At 43.2% G+C, this 16,727-nt stretch carries 14 protein-coding genes; 1 reads left to right on the top strand and 13 read right to left on the bottom strand.

The features are described 5' to 3' along the window. Genes murG through mraZ form a run of 10 tightly spaced genes read right to left on the bottom strand, consistent with a single transcriptional unit; the run spans window position 1 to window position 11,112 of the window. The gene (murG, locus tag HNW13_RS19830; RefSeq protein WP_101088502.1) at window positions 1-1,104 is read right to left on the bottom strand and encodes an undecaprenyldiphospho-muramoylpentapeptide beta-N-acetylglucosaminyltransferase; all 1,104 of its coding nucleotides are present in this window, start codon (window positions 1,102-1,104) and stop codon (window positions 1-3) included. Further along, window positions 1,104-2,318, bottom strand: coding sequence for a cell division protein FtsW (gene ftsW, locus HNW13_RS19825; RefSeq protein WP_101088503.1), 1,215 nt, complete (start codon window positions 2,316-2,318; stop codon window positions 1,104-1,106). The genes murG and ftsW overlap by 1 nt, the downstream gene beginning before the upstream one ends. Further along, window positions 2,308-3,630: a UDP-N-acetylmuramoyl-L-alanine--D-glutamate ligase gene (gene murD / locus HNW13_RS19820; protein ID WP_101088504.1), complete on the bottom strand. Its 1,323-nt coding sequence runs from the start codon at window positions 3,628-3,630 to the stop codon at window positions 2,308-2,310. Before murD ends, ftsW begins: the two co-directional genes overlap by 11 nt. 22 nt (window positions 3,631-3,652) lie before the next feature. After that, complete coding sequence (gene mraY / locus HNW13_RS19815; protein ID WP_011639217.1) at window positions 3,653-4,735, bottom strand: phospho-N-acetylmuramoyl-pentapeptide-transferase; 1,083 nt, start codon at window positions 4,733-4,735, stop codon at window positions 3,653-3,655. Further along, window positions 4,736-6,124: a UDP-N-acetylmuramoyl-tripeptide--D-alanyl-D-alanine ligase gene (gene murF, locus HNW13_RS19810; RefSeq protein ID WP_192116151.1), complete on the bottom strand. Its 1,389-nt coding sequence runs from the start codon at window positions 6,122-6,124 to the stop codon at window positions 4,736-4,738. Then, on the bottom strand, window positions 6,121-7,614 hold the full coding sequence (murE, locus tag HNW13_RS19805) for a UDP-N-acetylmuramoyl-L-alanyl-D-glutamate--2,6-diaminopimelate ligase (RefSeq protein ID WP_192116156.1): 1,494 nt from the start codon (window positions 7,612-7,614) through the stop codon (window positions 6,121-6,123). Before murE ends, murF begins: the two co-directional genes overlap by 4 nt. After that, window positions 7,598-9,346, bottom strand: coding sequence for a penicillin-binding transpeptidase domain-containing protein (locus HNW13_RS19800; protein WP_101088507.1), 1,749 nt, complete (start codon window positions 9,344-9,346; stop codon window positions 7,598-7,600). The genes murE and HNW13_RS19800 overlap by 17 nt, the downstream gene beginning before the upstream one ends. 11 nt (window positions 9,347-9,357) lie before the next feature. Continuing rightward, complete coding sequence (gene ftsL, locus HNW13_RS19795) at window positions 9,358-9,672, bottom strand: cell division protein FtsL (RefSeq protein WP_101088508.1); 315 nt, start codon at window positions 9,670-9,672, stop codon at window positions 9,358-9,360. Window positions 9,673-9,686: 14 nt separating this feature from the next. Continuing rightward, entirely contained in the window at window positions 9,687-10,628 is a 942-nt protein-coding gene (gene rsmH, locus HNW13_RS19790) for a 16S rRNA (cytosine(1402)-N(4))-methyltransferase RsmH (RefSeq protein WP_101088509.1), read from the bottom strand. Between the two features lie 25 nt (window positions 10,629-10,653). Continuing rightward, window positions 10,654-11,112, bottom strand: a complete 459-nt coding sequence (mraZ, locus tag HNW13_RS19785) for a division/cell wall cluster transcriptional repressor MraZ (RefSeq protein WP_059746825.1) — start codon at window positions 11,110-11,112, stop codon at window positions 10,654-10,656. A gap of 1,139 nt (window positions 11,113-12,251) precedes the next feature. Between mraZ and HNW13_RS19780 the strand changes: the two genes are divergently transcribed. After that, complete coding sequence (locus HNW13_RS19780) at window positions 12,252-12,572, top strand: hypothetical protein (protein WP_101088510.1); 321 nt, start codon at window positions 12,252-12,254, stop codon at window positions 12,570-12,572. A 12-nt stretch (window positions 12,573-12,584) separates the two neighbouring features. On the opposite strand, the gene glpK is transcribed toward HNW13_RS19780, so the two are convergent. The 3 genes from glpK to leuD all read right to left on the bottom strand — a co-directional run bounded on the left by glpK (window position 12,585) and on the right by leuD (window position 16,722). Then, a complete protein-coding gene (gene glpK, locus HNW13_RS19775; protein ID WP_192116152.1) occupies window positions 12,585-14,081 on the bottom strand; it encodes a glycerol kinase GlpK in 1,497 nt (498 codons plus the stop codon). A gap of 202 nt (window positions 14,082-14,283) precedes the next feature. After that, window positions 14,284-15,636 carry an outer membrane protein transport protein gene (locus HNW13_RS19770; RefSeq protein ID WP_101088512.1) on the bottom strand — a complete coding sequence of 451 codons (1,353 nt, stop codon included), beginning with the start codon at window positions 15,634-15,636 and terminating at the stop codon, window positions 14,284-14,286. A 480-nt stretch (window positions 15,637-16,116) separates the two neighbouring features. Next, window positions 16,117-16,722: a 3-isopropylmalate dehydratase small subunit gene (gene leuD, locus HNW13_RS19765; RefSeq protein WP_182744048.1), complete on the bottom strand. Its 606-nt coding sequence runs from the start codon at window positions 16,720-16,722 to the stop codon at window positions 16,117-16,119. Window positions 16,723-16,727: the final 5 nt, after the last annotated feature.

Genomic DNA, 16,727 nt, shown 5'->3' with positions numbered 1-16,727 from the left:
TCAACCCTTTCTCGCAAATGAGGCACAAATATCTGCTACTCGTTGAGTCGCATCTAATACCGCTACGCCTCTTGCCTTATGACCCATTTGGGCTAGTTCTTGTCTATTTTCAGCAAATAACTGCAATTTCTCAGCAAGGTTATCTGCATTTAAAATGGTTTGTGGTAATAAAAATCCTGCGCCAGCATCAACAAGTACTGATGCATTCACTGTTTGATGATCATCCACTGCATGAGGATACGGCACTAAAATACTCGGTAAACCCACGGCTGCCAGTTCGGACACTGTAAGGGCACCCGAGCGGCAAACCACTACATCGGCCCAACGATAAGCGGCTTCCATATCATCAATAAATTCTGCAACATTGACACTGTCTGATTGGCCAAGTTGTTGATAACTCGACTTTACTGTTGTTTGGTTATTTTTGCCCACTTGGTGCCAAACTGTCAGAGAATGATATTTACTCAGATGAGCCACCACAGCAGGCATGACATCATTCAATACTTTGGCACCTAAACTACCACCTACCACCAATACTCTTAACGCATCGGCTTGCGGTGTTTTAATTTGTGCGCCTAACTCAATCAGCTCTTGGCGGATGGGATTACCCACAACCTCAACATTAGTGACGCTACTGGTAAAGGTATTGGGGAATGCACACAACACTTTTTTGGCAATCTTAGATAACAACTTATTGGTTAATCCTGGAATCGCATTTTGCTCATGTAACACGACAGGAATACCTGACAATTTTCCGGCCACTCCGCCTGGGCCGCTGGCAAAACCGCCCATGCCTAAAATCACATCGGGTTGAAAATCATCAATTACCGCTTTAGCTTGAATAATTGAACGGATAATTTTAAATGGCGCCGCTAACTTACGTATAAGCCCATTACCACGCACACCTTTAATATCGATAAATTCAATATCAAATCCGTGTTGAGGCACTAAACGCGCTTCCATTCGGTCGGCAGTACCTAACCAACGTATTTGCCAACCTTTTTCAGCTAAATATTTCGCCACTGCAAGTGCAGGAAAAACATGGCCACCAGTGCCGCCAGCCATAATTAATATCTTAGGAGAACGACTAATATTACTGTTCATTAACTAGTTCTCCCTTGTACGGCTTGCACCAAACTAACTCGACGTTCATGATCTATCCTAACAAGCAACATCACCGCAGCAGTCATAATCCACAAACTACTGCCACCATAGCTAATAAACGGTAGGGTTAACCCTTTGGTTGGTAACATACCAATACTGGCCCCTACGTTAACTACGGTCTGAAAACAAATCCAAATACCAACACCATAGGCGACATAACTTTCAAAAGGGCGCTGCATTTTTAAACATAAATTACCCAATCTAATCGCACGTATAGCAATAAAAAATAATGTGCATAACACCACCATAATACCGGTAAACCCCAGCTCCTCACCGATAACAGCAAAGATAAAATCAGTGTGTGCCTCAGGTAAATAAGCCAGCTTCTGAATACTGTTACCTAAACCCTGACCAAACCAATCGCCTCGGCCATAAGCCATTAAGGACTGCGTCAACTGATAACCACTGCCAAATGGGTCTTCCCACGGATCCATAAACGAGGTCACACGTCGCATACGGTAGGGTTCGAATAGCACCAGTAATACGAAGGTCGCTACGCCAAGTAATATCAACACCATAAAGTCTGTAATGCGCGCGCCAGCCAGAAACAACAAGCTTACCGTACACACAAACAACACCACCACGGTGCCTAGGTCAGGCTGTAACAAAATCAATACTGCGAACAAACCGTAAACCCCAATCGGTTTATAGAAGCCTTTACGGTTTTCGCGTAATTCACCATGACGACGTACTAGGTAACCTGCCATGTATACAATAAATATAAACTTGGCCATTTCGGCGACTTGGATCCTAATAGGACCGATAGACAACCAACGACGAGCACCGTTAACCGAAGTACCGATAAACAGTACTGCTATCAATAATACCAACACCGCTAGCATCAGCATGCCGCTGTTTTTTTCCCAATAGCTGACTTCAAACTTCAGTACCACGAAAGCAATCACTACGCAGCCAACAAGGTAAAGCACATGGCGATACATAAAATAAAACGGGTCGCCAGTCAGTTTGGTCGCTTCAGGCATTGAAGCAGACATCACCATAACAAAGCCAAAACACATTAAGCCGACAATCGCGACTAGAAAGCTACGGTCGTATAACGGCATACCCGGTGTATGGTCATCTGATAATAACGAGGGCAAAGTCCAATTAAGGCCCCGTTTAAACAAGCTAAGTTGCTGCTCGTTATTCGCCATCGGCTAACGACTCCACACACTGTCTAAAATCATCACCGCGAGCCATAAAGTTCTTATACATATCTAAACTTGCACATGCTGGCGACAATAATACTATGTCACCAGACGATGTTAATTCAGCGGCTTTGGCGACGGCCTCTGCCATCGTTGTCACTTCAATAGTGCCTGGTTTTAATTTGGCAATTTTGCGTCCATCTCGCCCCAAGGTAATAAGCTGGGTAATATTGCTCAACGGTTCTATAAGCGGACTAAAATCACTGCCTTTACCGTCTCCACCGGCGATCAAATACAAATCACCTAAGTGTGAATTAAGTCCCTCTAGCGCGGCAACTGTCGCGCCAACATTGGTCGCTTTAGAGTCATTGATATACGACACACCTTGCTTAACGGCAATCAGTTCGCAACGATGGCTTAAACCAACAAAGGTTTTAGCCACTTCTATCATGGCCTCTTTACCGACACCACAAGCATCGGCTAATGCCATTGCAGCTAATAAGTTTGCATGGTTATGGCTACCAATTAAGGTCACATCAATTAAATTAATAATTTCACTGTCACCATGGAAAATCTTGCCATCACTTAATCCCCATGCATCGCCTTCTGGCACATCCAAACCAAAATTATTTTGATTCATTGGCTCTAACGGATAAGTTAACTCGTCATCACGGTTGTACATCACAAAGCGACTTTGTGGGTATAAGCGTAATTTTGCTTCGCGGTAAGTATTTAAGTCACTATAGCGATCCATATGATCTTCGCTAACATTGAGACACGTTGCCGCAATACAATTTAATGAATGAGTTGTTTCAAGTTGAAAACTCGATAGTTCAAGTACGTAAAAGTCTGCATTCTGAGGTAATAAATCCAGCGCTGGTGTACCAATATTACCGCCAATCGCCACCGATTTTCCGGCAGCTAACAGCATTTCGTACACTAATGTCGTCACCGTAGATTTACCATTTGATCCAGTGATACCGACAACGCAAGGTTTTTTGTCTGCTATTTCTCGAGCAAATAACTCGACATCACCAATCACTTCAATTCCCATGTCCAATGCTGCACGCACTTCAGGCGTATCGATTGGCACACCAGGGCTGATGATAATTTGGCTAGACTGAACTAAATAACGACAATCAAACCCGCCAGCCAATAATTCAATATCGGCAAACTCTTGTGCCAACGTATCTGCACCCGGCGGATGACGACGACTGTCCATCACTAAAGGTTTAATGCCTTTAGACACTAAAAAACGCACGACCGAGAGCCCTGTTGCCCCTAAGCCTAAAACAATGTGCGTATATTGAGTTTGCATAATACTGACCTTGATTAATTACTTAGCGTAATTTTAGAGTCGCGAGACCCAGTAACACTAAAAACAACGAGATAATCCAAAAACGCACGATTACACGCGGCTCTGGCCACCCTTTTAACTCATAGTGATGATGAATAGGTGCCATACGGAAAATTCGTTGACCACGTAACTTATACGAACCCACCTGCAATATCACCGATACCGTTTCCATCACAAACACGCCACCCATGATCACTAATAAAATCTCTTGGCGAACCAAAATAGCAATCACACCTAATGCAGCACCCAACGCTAATGAGCCTACATCGCCCATAAACACTTGTGCTGGGTAGGTGTTGAACCATAAAAAACCTAAACCTGCACCGACCATAGCCGTACACACAATCACCAATTCACCGGCTAACGGTAAATGAGGTAGGTGCAAATAACTGGCAAATTGTGCATGACCAGATAAGTAAGCGATTAATGCAAACGCAGCCGCAACCATTACGGTTGGCATAATCGCCAAACCATCTAAGCCGTCGGTTAAGTTCACTGCGTTACTGGCACCCACAATGGTGAAGTAAGCTAATAAAATAAACATAAAGCCCAGTTGCGGCATAATATCTTTAAAAAACGGCACAACTAATTGTGTTTCGCCAACCATGGTTGATGAGCTATACAAATACACTGCAACCACTAAAGCGGCAATTGACTGCAGTGCGTATTTCCAACGTGCAATTAGGCCTTTAGAATCTTTCTTAACCACTTTACGGTAATCATCAATAAAACCAATGACACCAAAACTGGCTAGTACAAATAAAGTGACTAATACATAACGATTAGATAAGTCGCCCCACAGCAGCACACTGATAAAAATGCCCGCAAGGATAAGAATTCCGCCCATTGTCGGTGTTCCACGCTTACTGAAATGTGATTCTGGACCGTCATCACGAACGACTTGACCAATTTGCAGCGTTTGCAGGTGCTTAATTAAAATCGGCCCCCACCACAAACTAAACACCAATGCAGTTAACAAGCCTAAAATAGCCCGGAACGTTACATATGAAAAAACGTTAAACCCGCTATAAAATTGGGTTAAATACTCGGCTAGATAAACCAGCATCTACACTAACTCCCCACGCCCAAAGGCATCTAATAAACTGTCCACAACTCGCTCCATAGCGGCGCTGCGGGAACCTTTAACTAAAACGGTGATATTACCTGTGGTACTTATTAACTGTTTTTGCAATGCCACGATTAATGGCTCTTGAGCACAAAAGTGTTCACTGCCAAATGCTTCACTGGTATTTGCCGACAACTGGCCGCAACAAAATAGCGACTCTATGGCTGCATTTTTAACCTGTAATCCAATGCTGGCGTGCAAAGGGGCAGCATTGTCGCCTAATTCGCCTAAATCTCCCAGCACTAAACAACGATATCCATCACGTTGCTGTAACCAATTAATCGCCGCACTTACTGACGTTGGATTAGCGTTATAGCTATCATCAATTAATAACACTCGACCAAGCTCATGGGGCTGCATACGACCCTTTACCGGTTTAAGCAAAGCAAAGCCTTGTGCGATGTCGTAAAGCGATATATCTAAAGCAATACACATAGATGCTGCAGCCAGAGCATTACTCACTTGATGCAGACCCGCCAATGGCAATTGCACCACTTCTTGCTGTCCATCAAAGGTTAATGTAAACCGATAACAACCATTGGCATCTGCCACTATGTCTGTTGCGGTAACATCGGCATCGACATTCATTTCACGGCTAAAACGCAGGTGTTTGTGCCCTTGCGACTGTTGCAGCATAAAGTCTGCAAACTTGTCGTCAGCATTAATAATCGCCGTGCCATCTGGAGCAAGATGATTAAAAATTTCAGATTTAGCCTGAGCAACACCTTCCAGCGAACCAAATCCTTCAAGATGAGCATTGCCGACATTATTCACTAACGCGACTTGAGGCAGCACTAACGACGAGGTGTAATCGATCTCACCACGATGATTTGCGCCAAGTTCAAATACCCCATATTCATCACCTTTACTTAACCGTAGCAAAGTTAACGGCACACCAATTTCGTTGTTAAAATTGCCGGCGGTAAATAACACTTGGTGATGTTGAGATAAAATAGTGGCCAGCATTTCTTTAACGCTGGTTTTGCCGTTTGACCCCGTTAACGCGACGCAAATAGGCGCCACGGTTTGGCGCACAAACGCTCCCATCTTGCCCATAGCCTTTTGGGTATCGGCAACTACAATTTGCGCAATATCGGCGGCAAAAGGATGGTCGACTAATAGATGATCGACCAACAGTGCTACTGCACCATTTTTAATCGCAGTATCAACAAAGTCATGGCCATCAAAACGCTCGCCTTTTAACGCGATAAATAAACATTGAGCTGGAATGTTGCAACTGTCAGTACTGACACTCGTAATCACTCCGTCTTGGCCGTGTAGGGTGCCATTAAGATGCTGGGCTAATACCGACATAGTGACACTAATCATGATGCCTCCTGAGACAACTTGAATGCTAAGGCGCGTTCATCATAATCAATACGTTGTCCTGCCACTTCTTGATAGGTTTCATGCCCCTTGCCAGCAAGCAGTACAATATCGTCAACGTGTGCCAATGCAACAACATGGGTAATGGCTTCAATACGGTCTACTTGAGTAAGCACATTTTGAGGCTGACTAATACCCTGTAAAATATCGTTAATAATGGTTTGTGGATCTTCACTACGGGCATTGTCACTTGTGATCATCACTTTATCTGCATATTGCTCAGCGGCTTGTGCCATCAAAGGACGTTTGCCTTTGTCACGATCGCCACCGCAGCCGAATACACACCACAGAGTTCCTTTGCAGTGCAATCTTAATGCTTTTAACGCTTGCTCAATTGCATCTGGAGTATGGGCATAGTCAACAACCAAAGTCGCGCTGTTAGTAGATGAAAAACGCTCCATACGACCCGCAACAGGAACCAACAACGGCAGCACCGCCAAAATAGATGCCATTGGCTTGCCCTGTAAATACAGCACAGCTATTGCTGCCACGAGGTTAGACAAGTTAAATGCACCTAATAGCGGCGAGTTAAGCTGCACACTTACAGGAAGCCCACTATTAATCTCGACAAAATGCAATGTCGCGGTGACACCTGCATCATGATATTCAATGGCATCACAGTAAAAGTCGGCAGCAGAATTACCTTGAATGCTGAATGATTTATTCTTTTCATTCGCAAGTTGGGTCAACCATTTCTCGCCCACGGCATCATCAATATTAATCACACCATGTTTTACACTAGGAAATTGAAATAAGCGTTTTTTAGCCGCAGCGTAAGAATCCATATCACCGTGATAATCTAGATGATCACGGCTTAAATTAGTAAACACTGCTATCTCAAATGGTGCCGCTTCTACTCGTCCTTGTACTAAACCATGGCTAGACACTTCCATAGCACACAGTTCAGCGCCTTTAGCAGCAAACTCACTAAGCTGGCGCATAACCGTTATGGCATCAGCAGTCGTATTGCCACTATCCACAAGTTGGCCCCACAAACCATTACCTAATGTGCCCATCACAGCGGCTTGATGGCCAAGTAAATGGACAATTTGAGCAATAATTTGGCTTACAGAAGTTTTGCCATTGGTACCGGTTATTCCAATCAAAGATAACGATTGGTTATTGGATAAGTAAAACTGAGCAGCAACGGCCGACAATTGGCGGCCTAGTTGGCAAAAAAACACTAATGGCACAGTATATTGAAGACGATCGACGATGCCATGTTCATCTGGATTATCGGTATGGATCAGTATCGCCGTTGCTCCTGCGTTAATCGCTTGAGGAATGAATACTCGACCATCGACTTTATGACCAGGTAACGCCACAAATAAACCGCCACGTTCTACGTCACGGCTGTCTAGTGTTAACCCATTAATGGATTCGCGGCCAGAGTAATGGAACCACGGCGCTAATAAATCATTTAATAACATTATTCTGCGCTCCTCGCGCAGTGGCCAAATGAACAGCCTCCTGCTCTGAAATTGGTTCTACATTAAGCATTTGCAAGGCACCTGACATAATTTTAGCAAAAGCAGGGCCGGCAACATCGCCACCGTAATATTTGTCACCTTTGGGTTCATTAATCACAACTGAAATAGCCAAGCGTGGTTTATGAACCGGAGCTACACCAGCAAATAAAGCAACATAATCATCGCCATACCCCCCAGCAACGGCTTTACGGCTTGTACCTGATTTACCTGCAACGGGGTAACCATCAATGTGTGCTTTGGTTCCTGTGCCTCCCGTTTCAGTCACCCCAACGAGCATTTCCATTACGTCATAGGCGACCTTATTTGAAATAACTTGCTCGCCTTTAGGTGGTTGTCTCAGTTTTAAAATCGATACTGGATAAAGTATTCCACCACTGCCTAGCGTGGCGTACATACGTGCAATTTGTAATGGTGTCGCGGTAAAGCCATAACCAAAAGACAAGGTGGCACGTTCAAAGTCAGACCAACGATGGCGATTATGAATTAATCCGGCACTTTCACCGGTTAAATTAATCCCCGAATAATTACCTAATCCCATGGATTGGTATGTACCGAGTAATTGTTCAACAGGCATAGACAAGGACAGCTTACTAATGCCCACGTTACTCGATTTAACCAAAATTTTGGCTAACGTCATGTCACCATAGTTATTCGAATCGCGAACTTGACGTCCACCAATCCGCATCCACCCTGGTGATGTCGAGATCAATTCATTTACTTTCACTGTGCCGGAATCTAGAGCCGCTGCAACAACAAAAGGTTTAATAGTAGACCCGGGTTCAAATGTGTCAGTTAAGGCACGATTACGCATACGGTGAGGCTGTAAATTATCTCGGGCATTGGGATTATATGAAGGCGTATTTACCATCGCTAGCACTTCGCCAGTGGTCACATCGATGACCACCACAGACCCTGAAGTCGCTTGGTATACTTCTGTCGCACGTTTCAATTCACGATATGCCAACTGCTGAATACGTTGATCGATACTGAGCACTAAATCGTTAGAGCTTTCGCCTTCTTGCACGATATCTAAACGCTCAACCACACTGCCATCACGGGCTTTACGTACTTTTTGCTTAGAAGGTGTTCCTGTTAACCAAGTATTATAAGTATTTTCGATGCCTTCAATGCCCACATCATCGATATTAGTGATACCAATTAACTGTGCAGCCGTTTCACCAGCAGGATAGTAACGACGGGATTCTGATTTAAGGTAAATACCACCAATTTTAAGCTGCTCAATATAGTCAGCAACAGCAGAGGTCACTTGACGTTTAAGATATACAAAGCGCTTTTTAGGATTGTTTTTGACTTTTCTGACCAATACATCGACAGGTTCCTGCAGAACATCAGCAAGGGCTTGCCAACGTCGCATGTCTTTAAATGCATCTTGATCATGAGCATGTTTAGGATCAGCCCACACAGCCCGCACAGGAACACTAACCGCGAGCATATCGCCATTACGATCGGTGATTAAGCCTCGCTGAACTTGATTGCTGGTTGTGCGTAATGTGCGCATATCACTTTCGTGACGCAGTTTATCTGGCTCAATAATTTGAATATAGGCCGCACGTGCAACTAGACTGCAAAATAATAACAAAACGAACCCCACCACAACGTATAAACGCCATGGAATAAGTTCGTGACCTAATTTTTGCTTTGCTTGTCTAGCCATATTCCCTATGCTCACTGGACTCGAATGATAACTTCCTCCTTAGGAAGCGGCCGAGACATATTTAATTCTTTGGTTGCCATCCGAGTCACACGACTGTGCTCTGATTGCGATTGTTCTTCTAATAATAGGTTTCGCCATTCAATATCTAAGCGATCTTGCTCTTGTAGAAGTTGATCCCATTGAGTAATCAACTTACGTGTTACATGGCTGGTATAAACGACGGCTACGCCATTCATCACAACCAAAATACTCAACAGCAATACCCACTTGTGGTGCCAAATGTCATGTAACACAATCCGAGGCAAATTTAATGGTGATTGGCTCACATTACCCTCAGTGGTTAATAATCCAGACGTTCGGCAACTCGTAATACTGAGCTACGCGCACGTGGATTTTGCTCTAATTCTGCATCAGAAGGCTTTAGTGCCTTACTAACCGCCTTTAATTTGCGCGATTTATTAAGCTCTGCTTCCATGATAGGCAATCCATATGGCACGCTTTCAGCTTGGCTATGGCGGCGAATGAAACGCTTAACCATACGGTCTTCTAACGAATGAAAACTGATCACCGATAGACGTCCTTGAGGTGCTAATACCGCTAATGCGCCTTCAAGTGCTTGATCGATTTGTTCTAATTCACTGTTAATATAAATACGAATAGCCTGGAACACCCGTGTTGCAGGATGCTTATTACGCTCTTTGTTTTTAGTGATGCGCGCGATTAAATCGGCTAAATCTTTGGTACGCAAAAAAGGTGTTTTTTCGCGATCGGCAGCGATACAACGTGCAATGTGACGCGAATTTTTTTCTTCACCGTAGGTTTTAAATACCCATGCCATGTCTTCAATTTCAGCACGCGCTATCCACTGAGCTGCAGTTTGACCCTGGCTATTGTCCATGCGCATATCGAGTGGACCATCACGTAAAAAACTAAAGCCACGCTCTGCATCGTCTAGCTGTGGTGATGACACGCCAAGATCAAGCAATACGCCGTTGATCTTACCGGTTAATCCAAGCTCCTCTACATACTCGGCTAATTGGCCAAAGCCACCGTGTACGATTTGAAAACGTGGATCATCTGCAAACTGTTTTGCAGCTTCAATGGCTTGCGGATCACGATCAATTGCAATTAAACGACCATTTTCGCCTAAATGGCTTAATACATGACGCGAATGCCCACCTCGGCCAAACGTGCCATCAATGTAGATGCCATCACTTTGGATATTGAGACCATCAACGGTCTCATTCAATAATACTGATAAATGGGCAAACTCTTGGCTCATTGGGTTCTTCTAACCTTTTTGGTCATTACAGTGAAAAGTGTGCCAGACGTTCATTGCTGGCTAAATCTTGGCTTTGAATGAGCGCATTGCCATCATCCATTTGTTGCTGCCAAGCACTCTCTTCCCATAATTCAAATTTATTCAGTAAGCCCACCAGCATGGTTTTCTTTTCTAAACTGGCGAAACTTCGCAATGCCGGCGGAATCACAATACGTCCGTGGCTGTCTAGTTCACAATCTTGTGCGTGACCTAGTAATTTTCGTTTAAAGGAACGCTCAAGTGGATCGGTATCAGAAAGCAATCTTAGCTTTGCTTCAATCTGCTCCCATTCATGTAACGGATAAATCAACAAACAAGCAGCGTCAATATCAACGGTCATAATCACAGTACCGGCATGCTCCACACGTAACGCATCACGGTATCTCGCTGGAATAGCGATCCGCCCTTTAGCATCCATGTTGATTGCACTGGCACCACGAAACACGTTATTTAGCCCTTAATGTTGTCATTTGATCCACAATGATCCACTTCTTCCCACAAATGCTAAGTTTAGGGACTCTATGCAAGTGTTGTCAAGCAATGGACAGATATATTAAATCCAGACCCCAAGCGGGTTAGCAGCAAATTAATATCAAGCGGGATGAATGACAGAGCTGTCATAGGAAAACAGCTAAAAATCAGGGTAAATGAGTTAAACCAGAGACATAACGGTCACTTTATCGGCTAAAATAGACTCGCGATCTTTTTAATTAATGTTATTTAATCGTTCGAATGCTCCATCTTTACCTCGTAATATTGCTCAACAGCTCAATTTTAAGCACATTAAAAATCAACAAATAGTCGACTGAGTCGATTTTCTACGTTTAAAAAAGCTCTTTATTTTATGCTTATGCCTGTCGAGCATCTTCAATATCAGTATTATTGAGGCGAAAACACCTCTCTATTCACCTTCTGTATCGTATTGCTCAGGTAAATTGCCTATCTAAATAACACTGCTAAATAACACTGCTAAAACAACTTTTGATCATTAGATTACTGCTAAACATCAACTGCTAAACATCGATTACTAAGCATCAATGCCTAAGTATTAACGACCAAAAATCGATTGCAGAACATCACGATGTATAACATTAACCCTGCATGTTGAGGGCAGGCATTTTATCAATTCATCTCGCAATCACAGTTAATTATTCTTAATGCCTTAATGGGATGTACTGTGATGATGACTCAACAATAAACAGTTAAAAGCAGTGTTATCACTTAAGGAATTACGCTACAGCGATATCGATCTGCTCAACGCTGTGTCCTGTTAACTTCGTTGCATTAATAGGCAATAGATAAGCTATTGACGCGGAAATATGCCTTTAGAGGTCGTAAATGGGAAAACATCGCGACGTTAACGTTATTCTATTGCCCTTGGTACATCATTGAATAACTGATAAAAATAATGAAATGAGCATAATTGATAACACCCATACCAACAGGGAGCCAGTCAACCAAGAGTATGAAAGAGGTAATTAAACGATCCAAAATCTAAATAAGATTAAATTTTAATCAAATTAAGCCGATAAACAGTTATGATGATAAACATCCAACTTCATTTCACCATCACAGGAGAGCAACATGAGTATCGACAGCATTTATGCCATGCTAGCTAGACCTGTACAGGCAGTGAGTGAGCGTAAGAGGATTGTTGAACAAGTCAAACATACCAGTGCGATAAGTGCAGACAGCCACGAGGCGCCTCAGTCACAATTACCCCCCAGCATTACTCATAAAATGCCGATTCAACGGCAGGAAGCGCCACGTCAAGAAAGACGCGCCAAACCTAGAACGGTTAATGAGAAAAAAAATCTAGGTAGCCGAATGAGGCGAATGAAAACGGATAAGCGATTCTCCACTCGGGGAGAAACCGCTAGTCAGCTTATTGATATTGAAGTGTAATATTTACTTCGTTTACCCAACTTCACCATTAGGGCTCACTTGAGATACAGCTTTCTGCCAGCCCTTATATAAGGTTGCACGAGTCTCTATATCCATTGTTGAGGTAAACTCCCGCTCGGTAGACAGCATGGTTTTTAATTCATCGGTCGACTTCCATACACCAACAGCCAAGCCAGCGAGGAATGCAGCTCCCATCGCAGTGGTTTCTGTTACTTGCGGACGAATAACCGTTACCCCAGTAATGTCGGCTTGAAATTGCATTAAAAAGTCATTCGCTACCGCACCACCATCCACTCGAATTTGTGTTAGCGGTACATTAGAGTCTTTGCTCATAGCATCAAGCACATCACGAGACTGGTATGCAATTGCTTCTAATGCTGCGCGAATAATATGATTCCGATTGGCTCCCCGGGTTAAACCAATAATGGCACCTCGGGCATCGGCATCCCAATAAGGCGCACCTAAACCCACAAATGCAGGCACCAAGTAAACGCCATTAGTGTCATCTACTTTGTCGGCAAAATATTGGGTGTCACAAGCATCGGCAATAAGACCTAACTCATCACGCAACCACTGAATGACCGCGCCGCCCATAAATACCGAGCCTTCTAGGGCATAATTCACCTTTGTATCAGCGCCAATAGCAATGGTCGTTAATAACCCATGGGTAGACTCTACCGCTTTGTCACCCGTGTTCATTAACAAAAAACACCCTGTGCCATAAGTATTTTTAGCCATCCCAGGCTCAATGCACAATTGGCCAAATAACGCCGATTGTTGATCGCCAGCCATGCCCGCCACTGGAACATGATTGCCAGCCAATTCGGTATAGCCGTATATTGCGCAAGACGGTTTCACGTCAGGTAACATTGCCCGAGGGATGTTAAACAGATCAAGCAACTCTTGGTCCCACTGCTGGTCATGAATGTTAAATAACATGGTCCGAGATGCATTAGTCGGTTCGGTCACATGGACTTCACCTTGTGTGAGTTTCCACACCAACCAAGTATCAACAGTGCCAAACAATAAATCACCTGCTTCGGCTTGTTCACGAGCGCCTTCAACATTGTTTAAAATCCACTCAACTTTTGACGCCGAAAAATATGGATCTAGTACCAGCCCAGTTTTCTGGCGCACCATATCTTCAGCACCTTGTGCTTTATGATGTTGGCATATTGCCTGGCTGCGGCGACATTGCCATACAATTGCATTACATACCGGCTTACCTGTGTGCTTGTTCCAGACAATCGTGGTTTCGCGTTGATTAGTAATCCCTATCGCGGCAACATCATGACGGCTAATGCCCGCGCGAGTTAGCACTTCAACCAAAACTGAACTTTGTGAAGACCATATCTCCATCGGATCATGCTCTACCCACCCCGCTTGCGGATAATGTTGAGTAAATTCACGATGTGCCACGGCGACAATATTCGCTTGATGATCAAACACAATGGCACGAGAACTTGTAGTGCCTTGATCTAACGCGACAATGTATTTTTTTGCAACCATCTGATTTCCTATATCATTTTGTCATTATTATTTTTATATGATTTATCTGCTTAATAAGCCAATGTGACATCGTACATCGACATATAAAATTAATGCAAGTAATTGTCACCCGTTCACAGAAAACCTCATCATTTTACTGTAGATCAGAAATAAAAAGGCCTCGCAACTGCGAGGCCTTAAATATCAACACTAGCAGAGCTTATTACATCTTATAGCTTAACTGCACACCTGTTAACCATACATCACCGGTGGCTTCACCAGTGAAGCTAACTGCTGCAAGATCTTGTAGGCCCTGAGTCTCTGTAATGGGTGCGTCACCATAAGTGCGAATGTAAGTCACACCCACATCAACATTCAAATTTTTAGAGACTTGATAACCGGTACCCACACTGAACCATAAACGGTCAGAATCTGGAATGGTCGTGGTGCGATGCTGATCATCAACCGCAGTTGTATCTAATGCCATACCTGCACGTAATGTCCACTGGTCATTAAGGGTATAGGTGGTACCAAGCGCATAACGCCAGTTATCTTTAAAGTTCTCTTCTTTTACTACGTCTGACTCTAAGCCACCTACTGGCTTAACATCACCAGGGAAATACGCCACTAGTTGCTCAAACACACTCCATTCGGTCCAATTAACACTGGCATGCATTGCCCAGTTTTCGGTTAACTGGTGATAAGAAGCAAGTTCTGCAAATGCAGGTAACTCAATAGGTAAGTAGCCTTCGATTTCAATATTTTGACCACCGTTATAAGCCACACCAGATACATGACCGTCTAATTTAAGATCGACACTACTGTGATAAGCCAAACCGATACGGTTAGCTGAGTTAATTTGCCAGCTCGCGCCCGCTTTCCACCCATAACCAACATCATCACCTTCCATTGACTTTAAATTTGTACCACCTGAAGGTAAGCGTGCATTGATGCTTGCAGGTAAATTAGGATTAGCTTTAATCGCATCAATCCAACCTGGAGCGGTTGCACTAACTTCACCTTCACCGTACACAACACGTAAGCCAGCACCTACAGTGAATGAGTCATCAATGCGGAAAGCAACATTGGGATTAAACTCGACAGTGGTAATTGAGGTTTTACTGCCAAAAATAGCCGCTGCATCCGCTACCGGAATATCTGTTGCTAAACCATAATTTGAATTAACCGCTAGACCCCAAGTCCATTGATCATTCAACTGGTTTGAATAATAAAAGTTTGGCACAAATGCATTATCAGCAACATCATATGCGTCAGCACCAATCACTAATGGCTCTGAGCCTAATAACGGTGAAGAAATGCCGACATCACCAACCACATCAACATTTGGCATAACATAAATGCCACCCGCTGATACTTGGCGGCCTTCTAGATAAGCTAGCATGGCTGGATTACGCGCTTGAGTTGACGCATTGTCTGCAATAGCCGCTTCACCAGCAAATGCACGGCCTAAACCTGTTGCTGAATATTCTGCAAGTTGAAAACCTGCCGCGTTCACTTGAGTTGTTGCCCCAAATACAATGGCGCTAATCGCCAGTGTTAACACTGTTTTTTTCATTATGATTCTCTGTGTCTTAGTTTCAAACTGCATAAATCGACTTTTATAGAGCAAAAACTCGATTTAAATGAAGCCGCCAGTGTACTGATCCAAAAAAGCTTTGCAACTGCGTAAAGAGACGGAACAAGAAGTGAGTGATTGAATTTAAAATTGTGATCATGATCAAACTTTTAATTTTCAGCTATAAAAAAGAAACTAAAAGCGGTATAGCTGTAAACTGATTTAACATCACATAAGGAAAAGTTATTTTTTATCATTTAAAAACATTAGGTTAAATAACTTTATATGGCACACTAGTGAGCTTAAATAATTAACGATATTCATCTAAAATAAGTCCACCCAGTACTTATATTACAAAATAGTGACATAAAAACGTTTACAATTAAAAACAAAAAAACCTCTTGATGACATCATCAAGAGGCTGTTAATTTATAGTTCATGCTATTTAAACGGTACTCTCAAACATTCCGAAATAGCCGATTATGCGAACCAGGCAGGTATGTGAGTTTCATAATCACTGATTTGTTGTTCAAATGACAACGTCAAACCAATCGCATCAAGACCATTCAATAACTTATGTCGAGCAGACTCCACTATAGTGAAATCAAACACGCTTCCTGAAGGTGACGTAACTGTGAGAGCTTGTAAATCAACGGTAATTTTTGCTCCCTCATTGGCTGCCACTTCATCCATTAATTGTTGTACTTGTGCCGATGTTAATTTAACGGGTAACAGACCGTTATTAATCGAATTACCGTAAAAAATATCGGCAAACGTCGGCGCGATGATCACTCTAAAGCCAAAATCAGCTAGTGCCCATGGCGCATGCTCGCGCGACGATCCACAACCAAAGTTTTCTTGTGCTAATAAAATAGAAGCGCCTTTAAAACGTGGCTGATTAAGTACAAAATCAGGATTAGGCTGATCGCCAACGTCATCCAAGTAACGCCAATCATGAAATAAGTGCACACCAAAACCGTCACGGGTGACTTTAGACAAAAATTGCTTAGGAATAATCTGATCGGTATCGACATTAGCGCTATCAATGGCTACCGCTAAACCGGTATGGGCAGTAAATGCTTGCATGTTTA

Origin of the sequence: Shewanella sp. BF02_Schw (assembly GCF_014596695.2) — a bacterium.
GTDB lineage: Bacteria > Pseudomonadota > Gammaproteobacteria > Enterobacterales > Shewanellaceae > Shewanella.
Note: the sequence above shows the minus strand (reverse complement) of the source record. Positions and strands in the feature narration are given on the sequence as shown.